Here is a 14,374-nt window from a genome sequence, read left to right as displayed (position 1 = left end):
TAATCCCTCTTCGAAACACGGAGATTGCCTATGGATCGCGAGAAGACACCTATCAGCCGAAACTGACAGGCCCCTTCCGCGCGCGCGGGACCGGTCTATGGGCCGGCCCATTATCCATGACACTATTTCCACAAGGCATCTCCGCCCATGTTCCGTTTCTTCGAAAATCTCGTCGACCCCTATCAATCCTATACCGAAGCCGATGAGCCGCCTCGGAAGCTCTGGCCGTTTTTATGGACCTATACCGCGCCGTTCCGCGGTATCTTCGTCATCGCCGCGGTCCTGTCCGTCATCGTGGCGGGAGTTGAGCTGGTGCTTATCTGGGCGATGGGCTGGGTCGTGGACATTCTTGCCAAGGGTCCGGCCGCCGTCTGGGAGGAGCATGGCGTCGCGCTGATCGCGCTTGCGGTCTTCATCCTCATCCTGCGCCCCCTGTTCCAGGCGCTTGATGTCCTGATCCTGAACAACGCGATGATGCCGCAGCTCGCAACCGTCGTGCGTTGGCGCGCGCATCGCCATGTCATGCGGCAATCCGTGGGCTGGTTCGAGAACGACTTCGCGGGGCGGATCGCGAACCGGATCATGCAGACGCCGTCGGCCGCGAACGAGGCGATGTTCCAGATCTTCGACGCACTCACCTATGCGCTGGCCTATGTGCTGGGCTCTCTCGTGCTTCTCGGGGTTGCGGATCCCTGGCTGATGGTGCCGCTCGCGCTTTGGCTCGGGCTCTACGCGGCCCTGATGACCTGGGTCGTGCGCAAGATCCGTGTCGCGTCGCGGAACTCCTCCAATGCGCGCTCGCAGCTTACGGGTCGGATTGTCGATAGCTATACCAATATCCACTCGATCAAGATGTTTGCCCATCATGGCCGCGAACTCGAATATGGGCGCGAGGCGATCGAACATGCCCGCTCCACGTTCCAGAAGGAAATGCGGCTCTATACCATCATGGATGTGGCGCTGGCGGTCTTGAACGGGCTCTTGATCGTCGCGGTCACGGGGCTCGCGCTCTGGTCCTGGGGTCTCGGGCTTGCGACCGTTGGGACAGTGGCGGCCGCCACCGCGCTGACGCTCCGGATCAACGCGATGACCGGCTGGATCATGTGGGCGCTCACCAACTTCTTTCAGCAGCTCGGCATCGTGCAGGAAGGGATGGAAACCATCGCCCAACCGGTCACCCTGACGGATCGCGCCGATGCCGGCCCGCTCAAGCTTCGCGAAGGCGCAATCGACCTTGAAGGCGTGACGCATCATTACGGTCGCGGCCAGGGCGGGCTCGATTCCATCGATCTGAAGATTGCGCCGGGCGAAAAAGTCGGCCTTGTCGGTCGGTCCGGTGCGGGCAAGTCGACGCTCGTCAAGCTCCTGATGCGGTTCTACGACATCGAAGGCGGACGCATTCTCGTCGATGGGCAGGATATCTCGCAGGTGACGCAAGAAAGTCTGCGCGCCCGGATCGGGATGGTTCAGCAGGATTCGGCCCTGCTGCATCGGTCTGTCCGCGACAACATCCTTTACGGTCGCCCCGATGCGAGCGAGGCCGATATGATCGCCGCGGCGCGCCAGGCGCAGGCGCACGACTTCATTCTCGACCTCGAGGATTCAAACGGGCGGTGCGGATACGAGGCGCATGTCGGCGAGCGCGGCGTGAAGCTCTCGGGCGGACAACGTCAGCGGATCGCACTGGCGCGGGTCATCCTGAAGGACGCTCCGATCCTCATTCTGGACGAGGCGACCTCCGCGCTCGACAGCGAGGTGGAGGCCGCGATCCAAGATACGCTCTACGGCATGATGGAAGGTAAAACTGTCATCGCCATCGCGCACCGTCTGTCGACAATCGCGCATATGGATCGCATTCTCGTGATGGATGCGGGCCGCATCGTGGAACAGGGAAACCATGCCGGGCTTTTGGAACGCGGAGGCCTATATGCAGGGTTCTGGTCCCGTCAGTCCGGCGGGTTCCTCAGTTTTGACGATGCAAGCGACGACAACGAGGCCGCCGAGTGACCGAATCGACAGACGCGCAAAGCTGGTGGCAGCGCCCGAGCCAGTGGATCGATCCTTTTCGCCGTGCATCGAGCCCGCCTCCGCAGACGCTTCTGGCGTTCTTTCGCTGGAATCTTGACGGGGCGTGGCCGATCCTCGGCATCGCCGCTCTGTTCTCGATCTGCGCGGGTGTTGTGGAAGTCATGGCCGCGCTCATCCTCGGCCAGGTTGTCGACGCCGCGCTCGAAGCGGAGGCGGGATCGGTTTTTACCGACCAGTCGGGCGTTCTTATCGGCGCGCTTTTGTTCTTCGTGCTGGCACGTCCTGCGATCATGGGTATCTCGACGTTCTTTCAGTCGATCGTGGTGCAGCCGAACGTTTTGAATCTCGTTCTGTCGCGGCTGCATCGCCACACGATCGGGCAGGCGGTCACTTTTTTCGACAACGATTTCGCAGGCCGCATCAGCCAGAAGGAGATGCAGACCTCGCGCGCGTTGACGGACGTGGTGATCGAGATGATCCACACCGTTCTCTTCGCGGTGGCCTCGGTCGTAGGCGCGATCTTCCTGCTCGGCACGGTCGACTGGCGCATCGCGGCGGGGCTGCTGATCTGGATGGTGGTCTACGGTCTATTCATCCGGTCGTTCATGCCGCGCATCCGCACCCGGTCCAAAGCGCGGGCGGCCGCTCGGGCGATGGTAACTGGGCAGGTCGTCGACACGGTCACGAACATCAAGACCGTGAAGCTTTTTGCACATGCCGATCACGAGGACCGCGCGGCGCTGGGCGCGATGAGCGAATACCGTAACCGCGCGCTTGAATTCGGGCGGGTTTCGGTCACGTTCCGCTTCTGGTTGATGACGTTGGCGGGGCTGCTGCCGGTGCTCCTAGTAGGCGGTGCGCTGCTCTACTGGAGCCGTGGGCTTGTCTCGGCGGGCGACATCACCGCGACCGGTGCCGTGTCGCTGCGACTGGCACAGATGACCGGCTGGGTCAGCTTCACGCTGATGGCGCTCTACTCCAATCTCGGCGAGGTCGAGGACGGGATGCGCACGCTCTCGCCCAGGCACACGCTGACCGATGCGCCGGATGCGGGCGAGCTCGCCGTCGAGGACGGGCGCGTGACGCTCGACAATCTGACGTTCCGCTATGGTCGCGAGGGAGGCGGCATCGACGGGATCTCGCTCGATGTCGCGCCGGGTGAGAAGCTGGGTATCGTCGGAGCCTCCGGTGCGGGCAAGTCGACGCTCGTGGCGCTGCTCTTGCGTCTCTATGACGCCGAGGACGGGCGCATTCTGATCGACGGTCAGGACATCGGGAAAGTCACGCAGGAAAGCCTCCGCCGCAAGATCGGGATGGTCACGCAAGAGACCGCGATGTTCAATCGCTCGGCGCTCGACAACATCCGCTACGGCCGGCCGGACGCAACCTTCGACGAGGTCGTCGAAGCGGCCAAGAAAGCCGAGTCGCACGAGTTCATCGAGGACATGGAAGACCACAAAGGCCGCCGCGGCTACGAGGCACATCTCGGCGAGCGCGGGGTCAAGCTTTCGGGCGGTCAACGGCAGCGCATCGCGCTGGCCCGCGCGATCCTGAAGGACGCACCCATCCTGGTGCTGGACGAGGCGACATCGGCTCTGGATTCCGAGGTCGAAGCCTCGATCCAGGACGCATTGCACCGGGTGATGGAAGGCAAGACCGTGCTCGCCATCGCGCACCGCTTGTCGACTATATCGGACATGGACCGCATCGTCGTGCTTGACGAAGGGCGCATCGCCGAGGAAGGCACCCATTCCAGTCTCTTGGCCAAGGGCGGGCTCTATGCGCGCTACTGGGACCGTCAATCGGGCGGGTTCGAAGCGCGCGAGGCCGCCGAGTAGGTCTCGACCTCGGCGCGATTTCCCGGCATGAGGCCGGGCATGGAAACTCTTGTGATCGAACGCCTCGGCCATCTCGGTGACGGCATCGCGCCGGGCCCCGTCTTCGTGCCCGGTGCGCTTCCCGGAGAAGAGATCGCCGGTGAGATCCAAGACGGCGTCGTCGCTGCTCCGAAGATCGTCACGCCATCGCCTTTGCGCGTCGCACCGCCCTGTCCGCATGCCAAGCGCTGCGGCGGGTGCCAGCTGCAACATGCCGGGGAAAATTTCGTCGAGGAGTGGAAAGTGGACGTTGTGCGGCAGGCTCTCACCGCACAAGGGATTGATGCGCCGTTCCGTCCTATCCTGACGTCGCCCCCGCAAAGCCGCCGGCGCGCGACGTTCTCTGCGCGGCGCACGAAAAAGGGCGCGCTCGCCGGATTTCACGTGAAACGGTCGGACGTGATCGTGCCAGTGCCGGAATGCCTGGTCGTGCATCCCGATCTCGCCGCCGCGCTCCCGCTGGTCGAAGAGCTCGCGATCTTCGGTGGTAGCCGCAAGGGCGAGCTCTCCGTGCTTGTCACGCGCACCGAAAGCGGGCTCGACGTGACGGTGAGGGACGGCAAACCCATCGATGCCGTATCGCGGGCAGAGCTTGCGGACATCGCCCGCGCGCATGACCTCGCGCGGCTGAGCTGGGGTGCGGACGAAACGCTGGAGCGTCGTCCACCGATCGTTATCTTCGGCAAGGCGCGCGTCACACCGCCGCCGGGCGCGTTCCTTCAGGCGACGCCCGAGGGGCAGGCAGCGCTGACGGATGCCGTTCTGGAGATCGCCGCAGGAGCCAAGAAAGGCGTCGACCTGTTCGCTGGATGTGGCACCTTCGCTCTCCCACTTGCAAAGGACACCGCGATGCATGCCGTCGAAGGCGATCCTGCAATGAGCGCTGCGGCCGATCGCGCCTGGCGGCATACTCAGGGATTGCGGTCGCTCACCACGGAAACACGCGATCTTTTCCGCAACCCGCTTCTGGCACAAGACCTCGCCGCCTACGATTTCGCCGTGATAGACCCGCCGCGCGCCGGGGCCGAAGCGCAAATCCGCGAGATCGCGGAGGCCCGTGTGCCCGTCATCGCCCATGTCTCCTGCAACCCGGTGACCTTCGCGCGGGATGCTGCCAAATTGATCGAGGCGGGGTATCATCTCGACTGGGTGCAGGTGGTGGATCAATTCCGCTGGTCCACCCATATCGAGCTCGTCGCCGCCTTCAGACTGGACAAGAAAAAATGACCTTGCGCGCCCGCCTCGCTGACATTCTCGACCGGGACATCACGCGGAACACGATCACCGCTGTCATCATCTTCAACGCGATCCTTCTGGGGCTCGAGACGTCGGATCGCGCGATGGCCGTCGCGGGCACGCTGATCTTCGCGCTCGATCAGGCATGCCTTGCGATCTTCGTGGCCGAGCTGTCCGCCAAGATCTTCGTGCAGCGCAAAGCCTTCTTCCGCGATGGCTGGAACATCTTCGATTTCGTCATCGTCGGCGCGGCACTGGTTCCGGGCTCCCAGACGGTCTCGGTGCTGCGTGCGCTTCGGATATTGCGGGTTCTGCGGGTCGTGTCGGTCATGCCGCGTCTGCGCCGCGTGGTGGAGGGGTTCCTGACCGCACTGCCGGGCATGGCCTCGGTGTTCCTCCTGATGGCGCTCATTTTCTATATCGGCGCGGTCATGGCGACGAAGCTGTTCGGCGATGCGTTTCCCGAATGGTTTGGTTCACTTGGGCACTCTGCCTATTCGCTCTTCCAGATCATGACGCTCGAGAGCTGGTCGATGGGGATCGTGCGCCCGGTGATGGAAGTGTATCCCTATGCATGGGTCTTCTTCGTGCCCTTCATCCTCGTGACGACCTTTGCCGTGGTGAACCTCGTGGTCGGCCTCATCGTGAATTCGATGCAGGACGCCCATGCCGAAGAGGCGAACGCCGCCACGGACAGCTATCGCGATCAGGTCCTTGCCCGGCTCGAAGCGATCGAAAAGAGGCTGGAGGCCAAGGACTCACCTCCGCGTGACCGCATGTGAAAGCCATCTAGGCCGAAAGCTCGAAACAGGGTATCTTTCGCGAAAAAGCGAGAGCAGGACAGTGAACATCATCAGGATAACCATGCTGTGCCTTTTGGCCCTCGGGCTTTCGGCATGTGGCAGCAAGTTCAGAACCTATAACGGACCGGAGGTCACGCAGGTCATCGTCGACAAGAGCGATCGGCGCATGTACCTGCTGCACCACAGCGAGGTCCTGAAAAGCTACGATATCGGGCTCGGTTTCGCGCCCGAGGGGCACAAGCAGTTCGAAGGCGACGGCAAGACGCCGGAAGGCCTCTACTTCATCGACAGGCGCAATCCGAACTCCAAGTTCCACCTGTCGATCGGGATAGACTACCCCAACGAGCGCGATATCGCGGAGGCGCTCGCGATGGGCAAAAGCCCGGGCGGAGACATCTTCATTCATGGCGGCCCGCCCAAGGGCTCGAAAGCAGATCCGCGTTCCGATTGGACCTGGGGCTGCATCGCGGTCACGAACCGCGAGATGGAGCATATCTACGCGATGGTCGATGACGGCACGCCAATCTTGATCCAGCCGTGAGCGAATGACGTACCGCACGTGAAAAAGGGCCCCGCGGGGCCCTTTGTCGTTGAGAGCTGCAGCGCAGCGGCTCAGTCCAGAGCGGTGTAGGCCATGCCCTTCGAGCTCAGGACCGGCTGCTGACCGCCCGATGACGGTGCGCCAGTGTTCAGGGTCCACCAGATCTTCCCGTTGTTCTCCTGGAACCATGCAAACCCCATTTCGCGTGCGTCGGGCGCCATAATCACGCCGCGCGTCGCAGGGTCTTCCATCCAGGCGGCAAGGGTTTGCAGCTCGGTTTCGTAAGTTTCCGAGATGACCTCGCCCTTCAACTCGCCCGTGTAGCCGACGCGGCGGACGCGATCGACCGGCGAGGACCCATCGGACCCGAAATGCCACGGCCGGTTCTGGACCGACATGTCGCGCGCGTGGGTCGCGGCGGCCGCGGTCAGCTGAGAGTTGTATTGCAGCGCGGGATGTCCCGCTTCCGCACGCAGCGCATTGACCGAGTCCAGCATGCGGATTTCGATACGGCTCTCATCGCCGAAACCGATTCGGTAAACCGACGGCAAAGGCAGGCCATCGGGCCCCAATTGCGGCTCGGACGGTGGTGGTGTGGTCGCACAACCCGCCAGAACGACGGCCAGAGCGGCGAAAATTAGCGAAACCCGGAACATGGCGTCTGTCCTGTTCTATTCATTTTATCTGAATTGCCTTATCTTTTCGTGCGTTGCTGTTCAAACCCACATCGGCGTGACTGTGCCGACCCACGCGGGTTTGATTTGCGACTGAGGCATCCACGCCATATCCGCTACTTGGATGTCGCTCGTGACGGAGATGAGACGATGACGAAAAAGAACATGCCCAAAATCAACCGCCGTGCCTTCCTGGCCGGCACCGCAGCGACCGCATTCGCAGCCCCCGCTTTTGCACAAAGCGTCACGGGGTCCGGAACAACTGAAGTCGAGCGTGACCTTTCGAGTGCCGTGCGCCGCAACACGTCGAGCTTCCGCACCCTCGACTGGCAGCCCTATTTCTCGAACCTGAACAACGGCGCGATCCTCGTGGATATCCAGAGCCGCGCACTGCATTACTGGTCCGAGGATCGGTCGATCTACAAGCTCTACCCGACTTCGGTGCCGCTGACCGAGGATCTGACGCGCCGCGGCCGCACCAGCGTTACGCTGAAAGATCCCGAGCCCGATTGGCGTCCGACGCCGTCGATGAAGGAGCGTAATCCCGAATGGCCGGACTACGTGCCGCCGGGCCCCGACAACCCGCTGGGAACCCGCGCACTGCACCTCAGCTGGACGTATTACCGGATCCACGGAACGCACGATACGCGCAAGATCGGGCGCCGATCGTCGAATGGCTGCATCGGTCTGTACAACGAGCATATCGAGGAACTTTACCAGCTGGCGAATGTAGGCACGCAGGTGTTGCTTATTTGACGACATATCGGCGAGAGGCCTGTTCTGGTGGCTAACTTGCATTTGCAAATGCAAAAGGAAGCTGCTTAGAACAGGTTACGAGGTTAAGTCTTGGGCGCCTGTGCGGGTTCTTTCCGTTCAGGCAATTATCTGGAGGATAATGATGAAAAAACTCGCTCTCGCCGCCGCTATCGCCGCTGCCGGTACGTCCGCAATGGCTGGCTCCTATGCAAAAGACGACGTCATGATGGAACCCGTCGTTGTCGTCGAAGAAACCGAACAGCAGTCGTCCTCGGCAGCGATCATCGTTCCGCTGATCCTGCTCGCGCTCGTCGCAGCTGCAGTTTCCGCAGACTGATTTCGGTTCATCCGAACCAGCGAAAAAGGCGGTGCCGAGGCACCGCCTTTTTTGTGTCGTGCCTGTCCGCGCCGGTTAGGCTGAGACGGTGTGCGGCTCAGTCATCCATCCAGCCAGATTTTCTTCGATCACTGAGCACAGCGCCTTGATATGCGCGTCGTCGTCGTTGAGGCAGGGAATATAGGTGAAATGTTCGCCGCCAGCCTCTTCGAAGCTCTCCTTGATCTCTTCGTTGATCTCTTCGAGCGTCTCGATGCAATCCGCTGAAAAGGCGGGGGCGCAGACAGCGATGTTTTTCTTGCCGTCCTCTTCCGCAAGGCGCGCAACTTCCTCCACGGTATAGGGCTTCAGCCATTCCTCCGGGCCGAACCGCGACTGGAAGGTCGTGGTGATCTCGGTGTCATCCCAGCCAAGCCGCTCTTTCAGAAGGCGCGTCGTCTTCTGGCACTGGCAATGATAGGGATCGCCTTCCAGCAGATAGCGCTTGGGCACTCCGTGATACGAGCAGACAAGGATGTCGGGCCGCGTCTCCATTTTGGCATAGGCCCGTTCGATCGATTGCGCGAGCGCCTCGATATAGAGGGGATGCTCGAAATAGGGGTCCACCGTACGCACGGTCGGCTGCCATTTCTCATCCATCAATGCGCGGAAGAACTGGTCGTTCGCGGTTGCAGACGTCGCACCCGCGTAGTGCGGGTAGAGCGGGAAGAACAGGATCTTCCGGCAGCCGGCGTCGACCATCTCGCGAACCTTGGACTTCGTCGAGGGGTTGCCATAGCGCATGCAGAAATCGACCATGACCCGGTCGCCATGCGCTGCCTGCATCTCGGCCGCGACCTTGGCGGTCTGATCCTTGGTGATCGTCATCAGCGGGCTCTCGCCCTTGTCCTCGTTCCAGATCGACTTGTAAGCCTCACCGCTCGAGAACGGGCGCTTCGTCAGGATGACGAGTTGCAGAAGCGGCTGCCAAAGCCATGGCGAGTAGTCGATCACCCGACGATCCGAGAGAAACTCGTTCAGGTAGCGGCGCATCGACCAGTAATCGTAATTGTCCGGCGTGCCGAGATTGGCGAGCAGGATACCCACCTTTTCGGCAGGGATTTTGGGGTGATCGGTCGGTGCGTGGGGGGGTCGTACCGCGGACTTCGTGGCATCCAGCATGGAGTGAGGGCCCCTGTCTCTATTCCCGTTGAATTTCGTCGTAACTAACCTCTGAGCCGCGCGCGTCAATCTCTGAGCTTGGTCTCATCGGTGCCGAGTGCGTCGGCAAGCCGCGCTGTCGCCGAACCCGGACGCAGCGGTTTCGGCTGACTCGCATCCGGCGCCCAGCCTGTCAGCGTCACCAACTCGAACGTGGAGAGGATGCGGCCATCGGCGCCACCATGCGCCTCGGCATAGATCTCCGCAGCGCGCATGAGGACTTGTCGGCGTGTAAAGCGGCGGAGGCGGTCGTGAAGCGCGTTGGTCTCGCCCATCTTCCGCAGATCTTGCATCAGGTGCAGAGGCGATCCGTAGCTGACTTGCAGCGGCACCGCGTCCGCCACGGGCATCGCCAAGCCTGCGCGTTGCAAGAGCGCACCGAGGTCACGGATATCGGCCATCGGAGCGACGCGCGGCGACAATCCTCCGGTTTCCTCGATCTCCGCCTGTCCTAGCGCCTGACGCAACTCGGCGAGGGTTCGGCCGCCGAACGCCACGCCGAGGAACAGACCGTCGGGCTTCAGCGCGCGGCGGCACTGGATGATCTGGCCAACAGGATCATCCGCCCAATGCAGCGCAAGCCCGTGGATCACGAGATCATGGGCGTCTTCCTCGAGGTCGAGAATGTCTCCATCTGCGACAATTCGCGCGTCCGGCCAGCGCGCCGCCCAGACCTCGGGATAGGGCGTGACGATGGCAGTCGACGTAAAGCTCCTGTTAACCGCCATCAGGCGATCCTGCACATCGTCCGCCGCCGCCTCATGCAGGAAAAGCGCAGGCTCGGGCGCGGCGCGGGCGCGGTGCAGGTTGAGTGCGGTGCGATCTGTGAGCGTCGGAGTCTCGGCCATGTGAAGGAGATATGATGCCTGTCGCCGCCGTGCAAACCGTGCTCGATCTCGTCTTTCCGCCGCGCTGCCTGAGTTGCGGCGGCTTCACCGGCGAGGATGGGGGGCTCTGCGGCCCGTGCTGGCGCGACACGCCGTTCATCACCGGCCTGGTATGCAAGATGTGCGGCGTGCCTTTGCCCGGACGAGACGCCGAGGAAGCGATCTGCGACGATTGTCTGCGGATCGCCCGGCCTTGGACCATGGGCCGGGCCGCTCTGCTCTATACCGGCGTTGCTCGCGACATGGTGTTGAAGCTCAAGCACGGGGATCGCCACGACATCATCGCGCCTGCTGCGCGCTGGATGCTGCGTAGCGCTGCGCCTCTGATCTCGCCGGACACCTGCGTTGTGCCGGTTCCTTTGCACACCTGGCGGCTCATTCGCAGGCGGTTCAATCAATCGGCTCTTTTGGCGCAGGAGTTGGGGCGCCAGGGCGGGATGGCCGTCGTTCCGGATGCGCTGCGCCGGATACGCGCCACGCCGAGCCTCGATGGCCGGACGCGGGAAGAGCGGTTCGCAGCGCTCGATGGCGCGATCGTCGGAGCGCGCAATCGCGCGTCGCGAATCGCCGGCCGGGACGTGCTTCTGGTCGACGACGTCATGACCTCCGGCGCAACCTTCGCCGCCGCCACAGAGGCACTACATGCCGTGGGCGCACAGCGGGTCTGCGTGCTCGCGCTGGCACGCGTTGCAAAAAATGCCTAAATCTTCGACAAACGCCGAAGGAGGCACCTATGGCCAATGTCGAGATCTACACATCGCCCCTGTGCGGGTTCTGCCACGCTGCAAAGCGTCTTCTTGCTCAGAAGAACGTCACCTTTTCCGAGATTGACGTTATGGCGCACCCGGACCGCAAGCCGGAGATGATCCAGCGCGCCAATGGCGGCCGTACCGTGCCGCAGATCTTCGTAGGCGACACTCATGTCGGCGGGTGCGATGAGCTGTATGCGCTCGACAGGGCGGGGAAGCTCGATCCGCTTCTGGCGAAGTGAAAGCTGCGCTGCTCCAGCTCACCTCGTCGGATGATCCGGCGGAGAACCTCGAAACCGTGCAGGAGCTTGTATCCCGCGCCGCAAGCAGCGGCGCGGATTTCGTTCTGACACCCGAAGTCACGAACTGCGTTTCGGCAAGCCGCACGCGTCAGAATGAAGTCCTGCGCAGAGAAGCCGAGGATATCACGCTGCCAGCCCTGTGCGAGACCGCGGCACATCACGGAATCTGGCTCTTGATCGGCTCGCTCGCGCTAAAATCCGAGCCGCCCGAAGAGCGTTTCGTCAACCGTTCCTTCCTGATCGATCCCAACGGGGCGATCGTCGCGCGATACGACAAGATGCATATGTTCGATGTGCAGGTCAGCGACGAAGAGACGTATCGCGAAAGTGCCGGCTACGCGCCCGGAGATCGCGCCGTGCTGGCTGAGACGCCGTTCGGCAAGATCGGCCTGACGATCTGCTACGATCTGCGCTTCGCATATCTCTACCGCCGTCTCGCGCAAGCCGGGGCGCGCCTCCTGACCGTTCCCTCCGCCTTCTCCACCGCGACGGGGCCTCTCCACTGGGAGCCGCTTCTGCGCGCGCGTGCGATCGAGACGGGGTCTTACGTTCTGGCTCCTGCCCAAGTCGGCACTCACAGTGCGTCTCGCGGCAAGACAAGAAAGACCTACGGACATTCCATGGTCGTCAGCCCGTGGGGTGAAGTTTTGATCGATGCCGACGATACGCCCGGCGTCCACATGGTCGAAATCGACCCTGATACGGCAGAGGATGCGCGTAAGAAGGTCCCGTCGCTGACCCATGATCGGGCGTTCGTCGGCCCATGAGCGACGATGACGGCCTCTCGCTCGCGCTATTCTCGGAGCTTTTGACCGCCGATCAACTGCTGCGCGCGCGGATCGCCAAGGTTCTGCCCGACCGCATGGAGCTGTCGCACTTCCTCGTGCTCAATCACCTTGCGCGCGGGGTCGAGAAAACGCCGGTCCAGCTCTCGCGCATGTTTCACGTCACACGCGGCGCGATGACCAATACGCTCGGCCGTCTCGAAGCGCACGGATATGTGCATATCCGCCCCGACTGGGACGATGCGCGGCGAAAGCTCGTATCGATCAGCCCGTCGGGCGTCGCGGCCCGCGACAAGGCCCTTGAGGCCATAATGCCCCTCGTCGGCGAAATCGTCGGCGATATGGGCTCCGATCGTATTCGCGCGGCGCTGCCCGTCTTGCGCGAGCTCAGGATTCGGCTCGAGACCTAGCGCTCCTCGGGTACCAGCGCGGTCATCGCGTAATTCACCGCGAGGTCGGTCGGCGACAGCGACCAGGACCAGCGGATCGGATCGAAGACCATGCCCTTTCGATCCACGACGTCGAGCCCGGCGCCCGTCATCATACGCTCAAGCTCTTCGGGCGTGACGAAGCGCGCCCAATCGTGCGTTCCGCGCGGAAGCCACCGCATGACCCATTCCGCGCCGATGATCGCCGCTCCGAAAGCCTTCGTCGTGCGATTCAGCGTCGACATCATCACGAGACCGCCGGGCCGCGCCAGCTTGGCCGCGGTGGCGACGAACCCGGCGGGGTCCGCGACATGTTCGATGACCTCGAAGGCGATCACGGCGTCGAAGATCTCATTGTTCTCGACAAGGGCTTCGGCGCTGGTGTGCCGGTAGTCGATCCTGAGGCCCTGCGCGGCAGCGTGAGCTTCGGCCACCGGAATGTTGCCGCCCGCCGCGTCGATTCCCGTCACCTCCGCTCCGAGGCGCGCGAAAGGCTCTGCCAGCAATCCGCCGCCGCAGCCTATATCGAGGAGCCGCAGGCCCTCGAATGGCCGGCTCCGAGACAGATCGCGCCCGAACTCCACGGCGATCTGCGCGCACAGGTAATCGAGCCGGCACGGGTTCATCTCGTGCAAGGGGCGGAACTTGCCGTTCGGATCCCACCATTCGGCGGCCATCGCCTCGAACTTGGCCACTTCCCCGGCATCTACATTTCTGGTTGTGGCTGGCTCGGTCATCGGCAGATTCTCATGGTCATCCCGGCACTGTCTCTCATATAGGAAGGACATGGACAAAGACCTGGGTCAAAAGCGCGCCGTTCAGTTCCTCTACCCGCCGACCGATCCGTTCGATCAACGGATGCTGCAGGTCTCCGGGGGTCATTCGATCTACATGGAGCAATGTGGACGCCCGGACGGCGTTCCTGTCATCGTGTTGCATGGCGGTCCGGGCGGCGGCTGCTCGCCCGCGATGCGGCGGTACTTCGACCCCTCGGTCTACCGGATCATTCTCTTCGATCAGCGCGGCTGCGGGCGCTCGCGGCCCCATGCCAGCGTCAAGGACAACACGACTTGGGATCTCGTCTCAGATATCGAGACGATCCGCGCCGAGCTCGGCATCGATCGCTTCGTCGTCTTCGGCGGCTCCTGGGGCGCGACCCTGGCGCTGATCTACGCGATCAGCCATCCACAGGCGGTGAGCCATCTTGTCCTGCGCGGCGTTTTCATGATGACCGAGGCGGAGCTCGACTGGTTCTATGGGGGCGGTGCCGCGCAGTTCTGGCCGGAAACCTGGGCCCGTTTCGCCGAGCTTATCCCCGAGGATGAACGCAGCGACATGATCGCGGCATATCATCGGCGTCTCTTCTGCGGTGATCTCAGGATCGAGACGCAATATGCCCGCGCCTGGTCATCCTGGGAGAATGCGCTCGCCTCGATCCATTCCAACGGCAATGGCGGAGAAGCGCCCGGCGATTACGCACGTGCCTTTGCGCGGCTCGAGAACCATTATTTCACCAATCGCGGCTTCCTCTCCGAGGATGGCTGGATCCTGAAGAACGTGGACCGGATTCAGCACATTCCCGGCATCATCGTGCAGGGACGCTATGACATGATCTGTCCGCCCGCCCGCGCCTTCGAATTGTCGCGCGCCTGGCGGGGCGCGGATCTGCGGATGATCCGCAATGCTGGCCACGCCTTGTCCGAACCGGGTGTCAGCGCCGAACTCGTTAAGGCGATGGATGAATTGACCCGCTAGGGTCTTCCGGCGCATG

At 62.8% G+C, this 14,374-nt stretch carries 16 protein-coding genes; 12 read left to right on the top strand and 4 right to left on the bottom strand.

The features are described 5' to 3' along the window. The first annotated feature begins 147 nt into the window (after positions 1 to 147). The 5 genes from BM171_RS01935 (at position 148) to BM171_RS01915 (ending at position 6,485) form a co-directional block, all read left to right on the top strand. The gene (locus tag BM171_RS01935; RefSeq protein ID WP_093009094.1) at positions 148 to 2,007 is read left to right on the top strand and encodes an ABC transporter ATP-binding protein; all 1,860 of its coding nucleotides are present in this window, start codon (positions 148 to 150) and stop codon (positions 2,005 to 2,007) included. After that, a complete protein-coding gene (locus BM171_RS01930; protein WP_093009093.1) occupies positions 2,004 to 3,866 on the top strand; it encodes an ABC transporter ATP-binding protein in 1,863 nt (620 codons plus the stop codon). The genes BM171_RS01935 and BM171_RS01930 overlap by 4 nt, the downstream gene beginning before the upstream one ends. A 39-nt stretch (positions 3,867 to 3,905) precedes the next feature. After that, positions 3,906 to 5,132 carry a class I SAM-dependent RNA methyltransferase gene (locus BM171_RS01925; RefSeq protein WP_093009092.1) on the top strand — a complete coding sequence of 409 codons (1,227 nt, stop codon included), beginning with the start codon at positions 3,906 to 3,908 and terminating at the stop codon, positions 5,130 to 5,132. After that, positions 5,129 to 5,923, top strand: a complete 795-nt coding sequence (locus BM171_RS01920) for an ion transporter (RefSeq protein WP_093009091.1) — start codon at positions 5,129 to 5,131, stop codon at positions 5,921 to 5,923. The genes BM171_RS01925 and BM171_RS01920 overlap by 4 nt, the downstream gene beginning before the upstream one ends. Positions 5,924 to 6,005: 82 nt before the next feature. Then, positions 6,006 to 6,485: a L,D-transpeptidase family protein gene (locus tag BM171_RS01915; RefSeq protein ID WP_093009090.1), complete on the top strand. Its 480-nt coding sequence runs from the start codon at positions 6,006 to 6,008 to the stop codon at positions 6,483 to 6,485. Between the two features lie 71 nt (positions 6,486 to 6,556). Here the strand turns inward: BM171_RS01915 and dalA are convergent, their stop codons facing one another. After that, a complete protein-coding gene (dalA, locus tag BM171_RS01910) occupies positions 6,557 to 7,141 on the bottom strand; it encodes a divisome-associated lipoprotein DalA (RefSeq protein ID WP_093009089.1) in 585 nt (194 codons plus the stop codon). A 168-nt stretch (positions 7,142 to 7,309) separates the two neighbouring features. Here dalA and BM171_RS01905 point away from each other — a divergent pair, with 168 nt between their 5' ends. After that, complete coding sequence (locus BM171_RS01905; protein ID WP_093009088.1) at positions 7,310 to 7,915, top strand: L,D-transpeptidase; 606 nt, start codon at positions 7,310 to 7,312, stop codon at positions 7,913 to 7,915. Positions 7,916 to 8,057: 142 nt separating this feature from the next. Then, a complete protein-coding gene (locus tag BM171_RS01900; RefSeq protein WP_093009280.1) occupies positions 8,058 to 8,252 on the top strand; it encodes a ferrochelatase in 195 nt (64 codons plus the stop codon). A gap of 75 nt (positions 8,253 to 8,327) precedes the next feature. Here BM171_RS01900 and hemH read toward each other — a convergent pair whose 3' ends face one another. Both hemH and BM171_RS01890 read right to left on the bottom strand, forming a co-directional pair. Continuing rightward, positions 8,328 to 9,413, bottom strand: a complete 1,086-nt coding sequence (hemH, locus tag BM171_RS01895) for a ferrochelatase (protein ID WP_093009087.1) — start codon at positions 9,411 to 9,413, stop codon at positions 8,328 to 8,330. A 65-nt stretch (positions 9,414 to 9,478) separates the two neighbouring features. Beyond that, a complete protein-coding gene (locus tag BM171_RS01890; protein WP_093009086.1) occupies positions 9,479 to 10,300 on the bottom strand; it encodes a methyltransferase domain-containing protein in 822 nt (273 codons plus the stop codon). Positions 10,301 to 10,314: 14 nt separating this feature from the next. Between BM171_RS01890 and BM171_RS01885 the strand changes: the two genes are divergently transcribed. The 4 genes from BM171_RS01885 to BM171_RS01870 are packed head-to-tail and all read left to right on the top strand — an operon-like array spanning position 10,315 to position 12,585. Next, positions 10,315 to 11,043, top strand: coding sequence for a ComF family protein (locus tag BM171_RS01885; protein WP_093009279.1), 729 nt, complete (start codon positions 10,315 to 10,317; stop codon positions 11,041 to 11,043). A 29-nt stretch (positions 11,044 to 11,072) separates the two neighbouring features. After that, positions 11,073 to 11,330, top strand: coding sequence for a glutaredoxin 3 (gene grxC, locus BM171_RS01880; protein WP_093009085.1), 258 nt, complete (start codon positions 11,073 to 11,075; stop codon positions 11,328 to 11,330). After that, positions 11,327 to 12,157 (top strand): carbon-nitrogen hydrolase family protein, encoded by an 831-nt coding sequence (locus BM171_RS01875; protein ID WP_093009084.1) that lies wholly within the window; start codon positions 11,327 to 11,329, stop codon positions 12,155 to 12,157. The genes grxC and BM171_RS01875 overlap by 4 nt, the downstream gene beginning before the upstream one ends. Next, entirely contained in the window at positions 12,154 to 12,585 is a 432-nt protein-coding gene (locus BM171_RS01870) for a MarR family winged helix-turn-helix transcriptional regulator (RefSeq protein ID WP_093009083.1), read from the top strand. Before BM171_RS01875 ends, BM171_RS01870 begins: the two co-directional genes overlap by 4 nt. Here BM171_RS01870 and ubiG read toward each other — a convergent pair. After that, positions 12,582 to 13,340 (bottom strand): bifunctional 2-polyprenyl-6-hydroxyphenol methylase/3-demethylubiquinol 3-O-methyltransferase UbiG, encoded by a 759-nt coding sequence (gene ubiG, locus BM171_RS01865; protein ID WP_093009082.1) that lies wholly within the window; start codon positions 13,338 to 13,340, stop codon positions 12,582 to 12,584. The genes BM171_RS01870 and ubiG overlap by 4 nt on opposite strands. Before the next feature lie 49 nt (positions 13,341 to 13,389). Here ubiG and pip point away from each other — a divergent pair, with 49 nt between their 5' ends. Next, entirely contained in the window at positions 13,390 to 14,358 is a 969-nt protein-coding gene (gene pip, locus BM171_RS01860; protein ID WP_093009081.1) for a prolyl aminopeptidase, read from the top strand. Positions 14,359 to 14,374 lie beyond the last annotated feature (16 nt).

This window comes from Roseivivax halotolerans (assembly GCF_900115815.1).
GTDB lineage: Bacteria > Pseudomonadota > Alphaproteobacteria > Rhodobacterales > Rhodobacteraceae > Roseivivax > Roseivivax halotolerans.
The sequence above is the reverse complement of the archived record's forward strand: the minus strand, read 5'-3'. Positions and strand labels throughout refer to the sequence as shown.

Coding starts and splice junctions, on each gene's coding strand:
- BM171_RS01935 (WP_093009094.1), top strand. CDS start 148: ATGTTCCGTTTCTTCGAAAATCTCGTCGACCCCTATCAATCCTATACC.
- BM171_RS01925 (WP_093009092.1), top strand. CDS start 3,906: ATGGAAACTCTTGTGATCGAACGCCTCGGCCATCTCGGTGACGGCATC.
- BM171_RS01920 (WP_093009091.1), top strand. CDS start 5,129: ATGACCTTGCGCGCCCGCCTCGCTGACATTCTCGACCGGGACATCACG.
- BM171_RS01915 (WP_093009090.1), top strand. CDS start 6,006: ATGCTGTGCCTTTTGGCCCTCGGGCTTTCGGCATGTGGCAGCAAGTTC.
- dalA (WP_093009089.1), bottom strand. CDS start 7,141: ATGTTCCGGGTTTCGCTAATTTTCGCCGCTCTGGCCGTCGTTCTGGCG.
- BM171_RS01905 (WP_093009088.1), top strand. CDS start 7,310: ATGACGAAAAAGAACATGCCCAAAATCAACCGCCGTGCCTTCCTGGCC.
- BM171_RS01900 (WP_093009280.1), top strand. CDS start 8,058: ATGAAAAAACTCGCTCTCGCCGCCGCTATCGCCGCTGCCGGTACGTCC.
- hemH (WP_093009087.1), bottom strand. CDS start 9,413: ATGCTGGATGCCACGAAGTCCGCGGTACGACCCCCCCACGCACCGACC.
- BM171_RS01890 (WP_093009086.1), bottom strand. CDS start 10,300: ATGGCCGAGACTCCGACGCTCACAGATCGCACCGCACTCAACCTGCAC.
- BM171_RS01885 (WP_093009279.1), top strand. CDS start 10,315: ATGCCTGTCGCCGCCGTGCAAACCGTGCTCGATCTCGTCTTTCCGCCG.
- grxC (WP_093009085.1), top strand. CDS start 11,073: ATGGCCAATGTCGAGATCTACACATCGCCCCTGTGCGGGTTCTGCCAC.
- BM171_RS01870 (WP_093009083.1), top strand. CDS start 12,154: ATGAGCGACGATGACGGCCTCTCGCTCGCGCTATTCTCGGAGCTTTTG.
- ubiG (WP_093009082.1), bottom strand. CDS start 13,340: ATGACCGAGCCAGCCACAACCAGAAATGTAGATGCCGGGGAAGTGGCC.
- pip (WP_093009081.1), top strand. CDS start 13,390: ATGGACAAAGACCTGGGTCAAAAGCGCGCCGTTCAGTTCCTCTACCCG.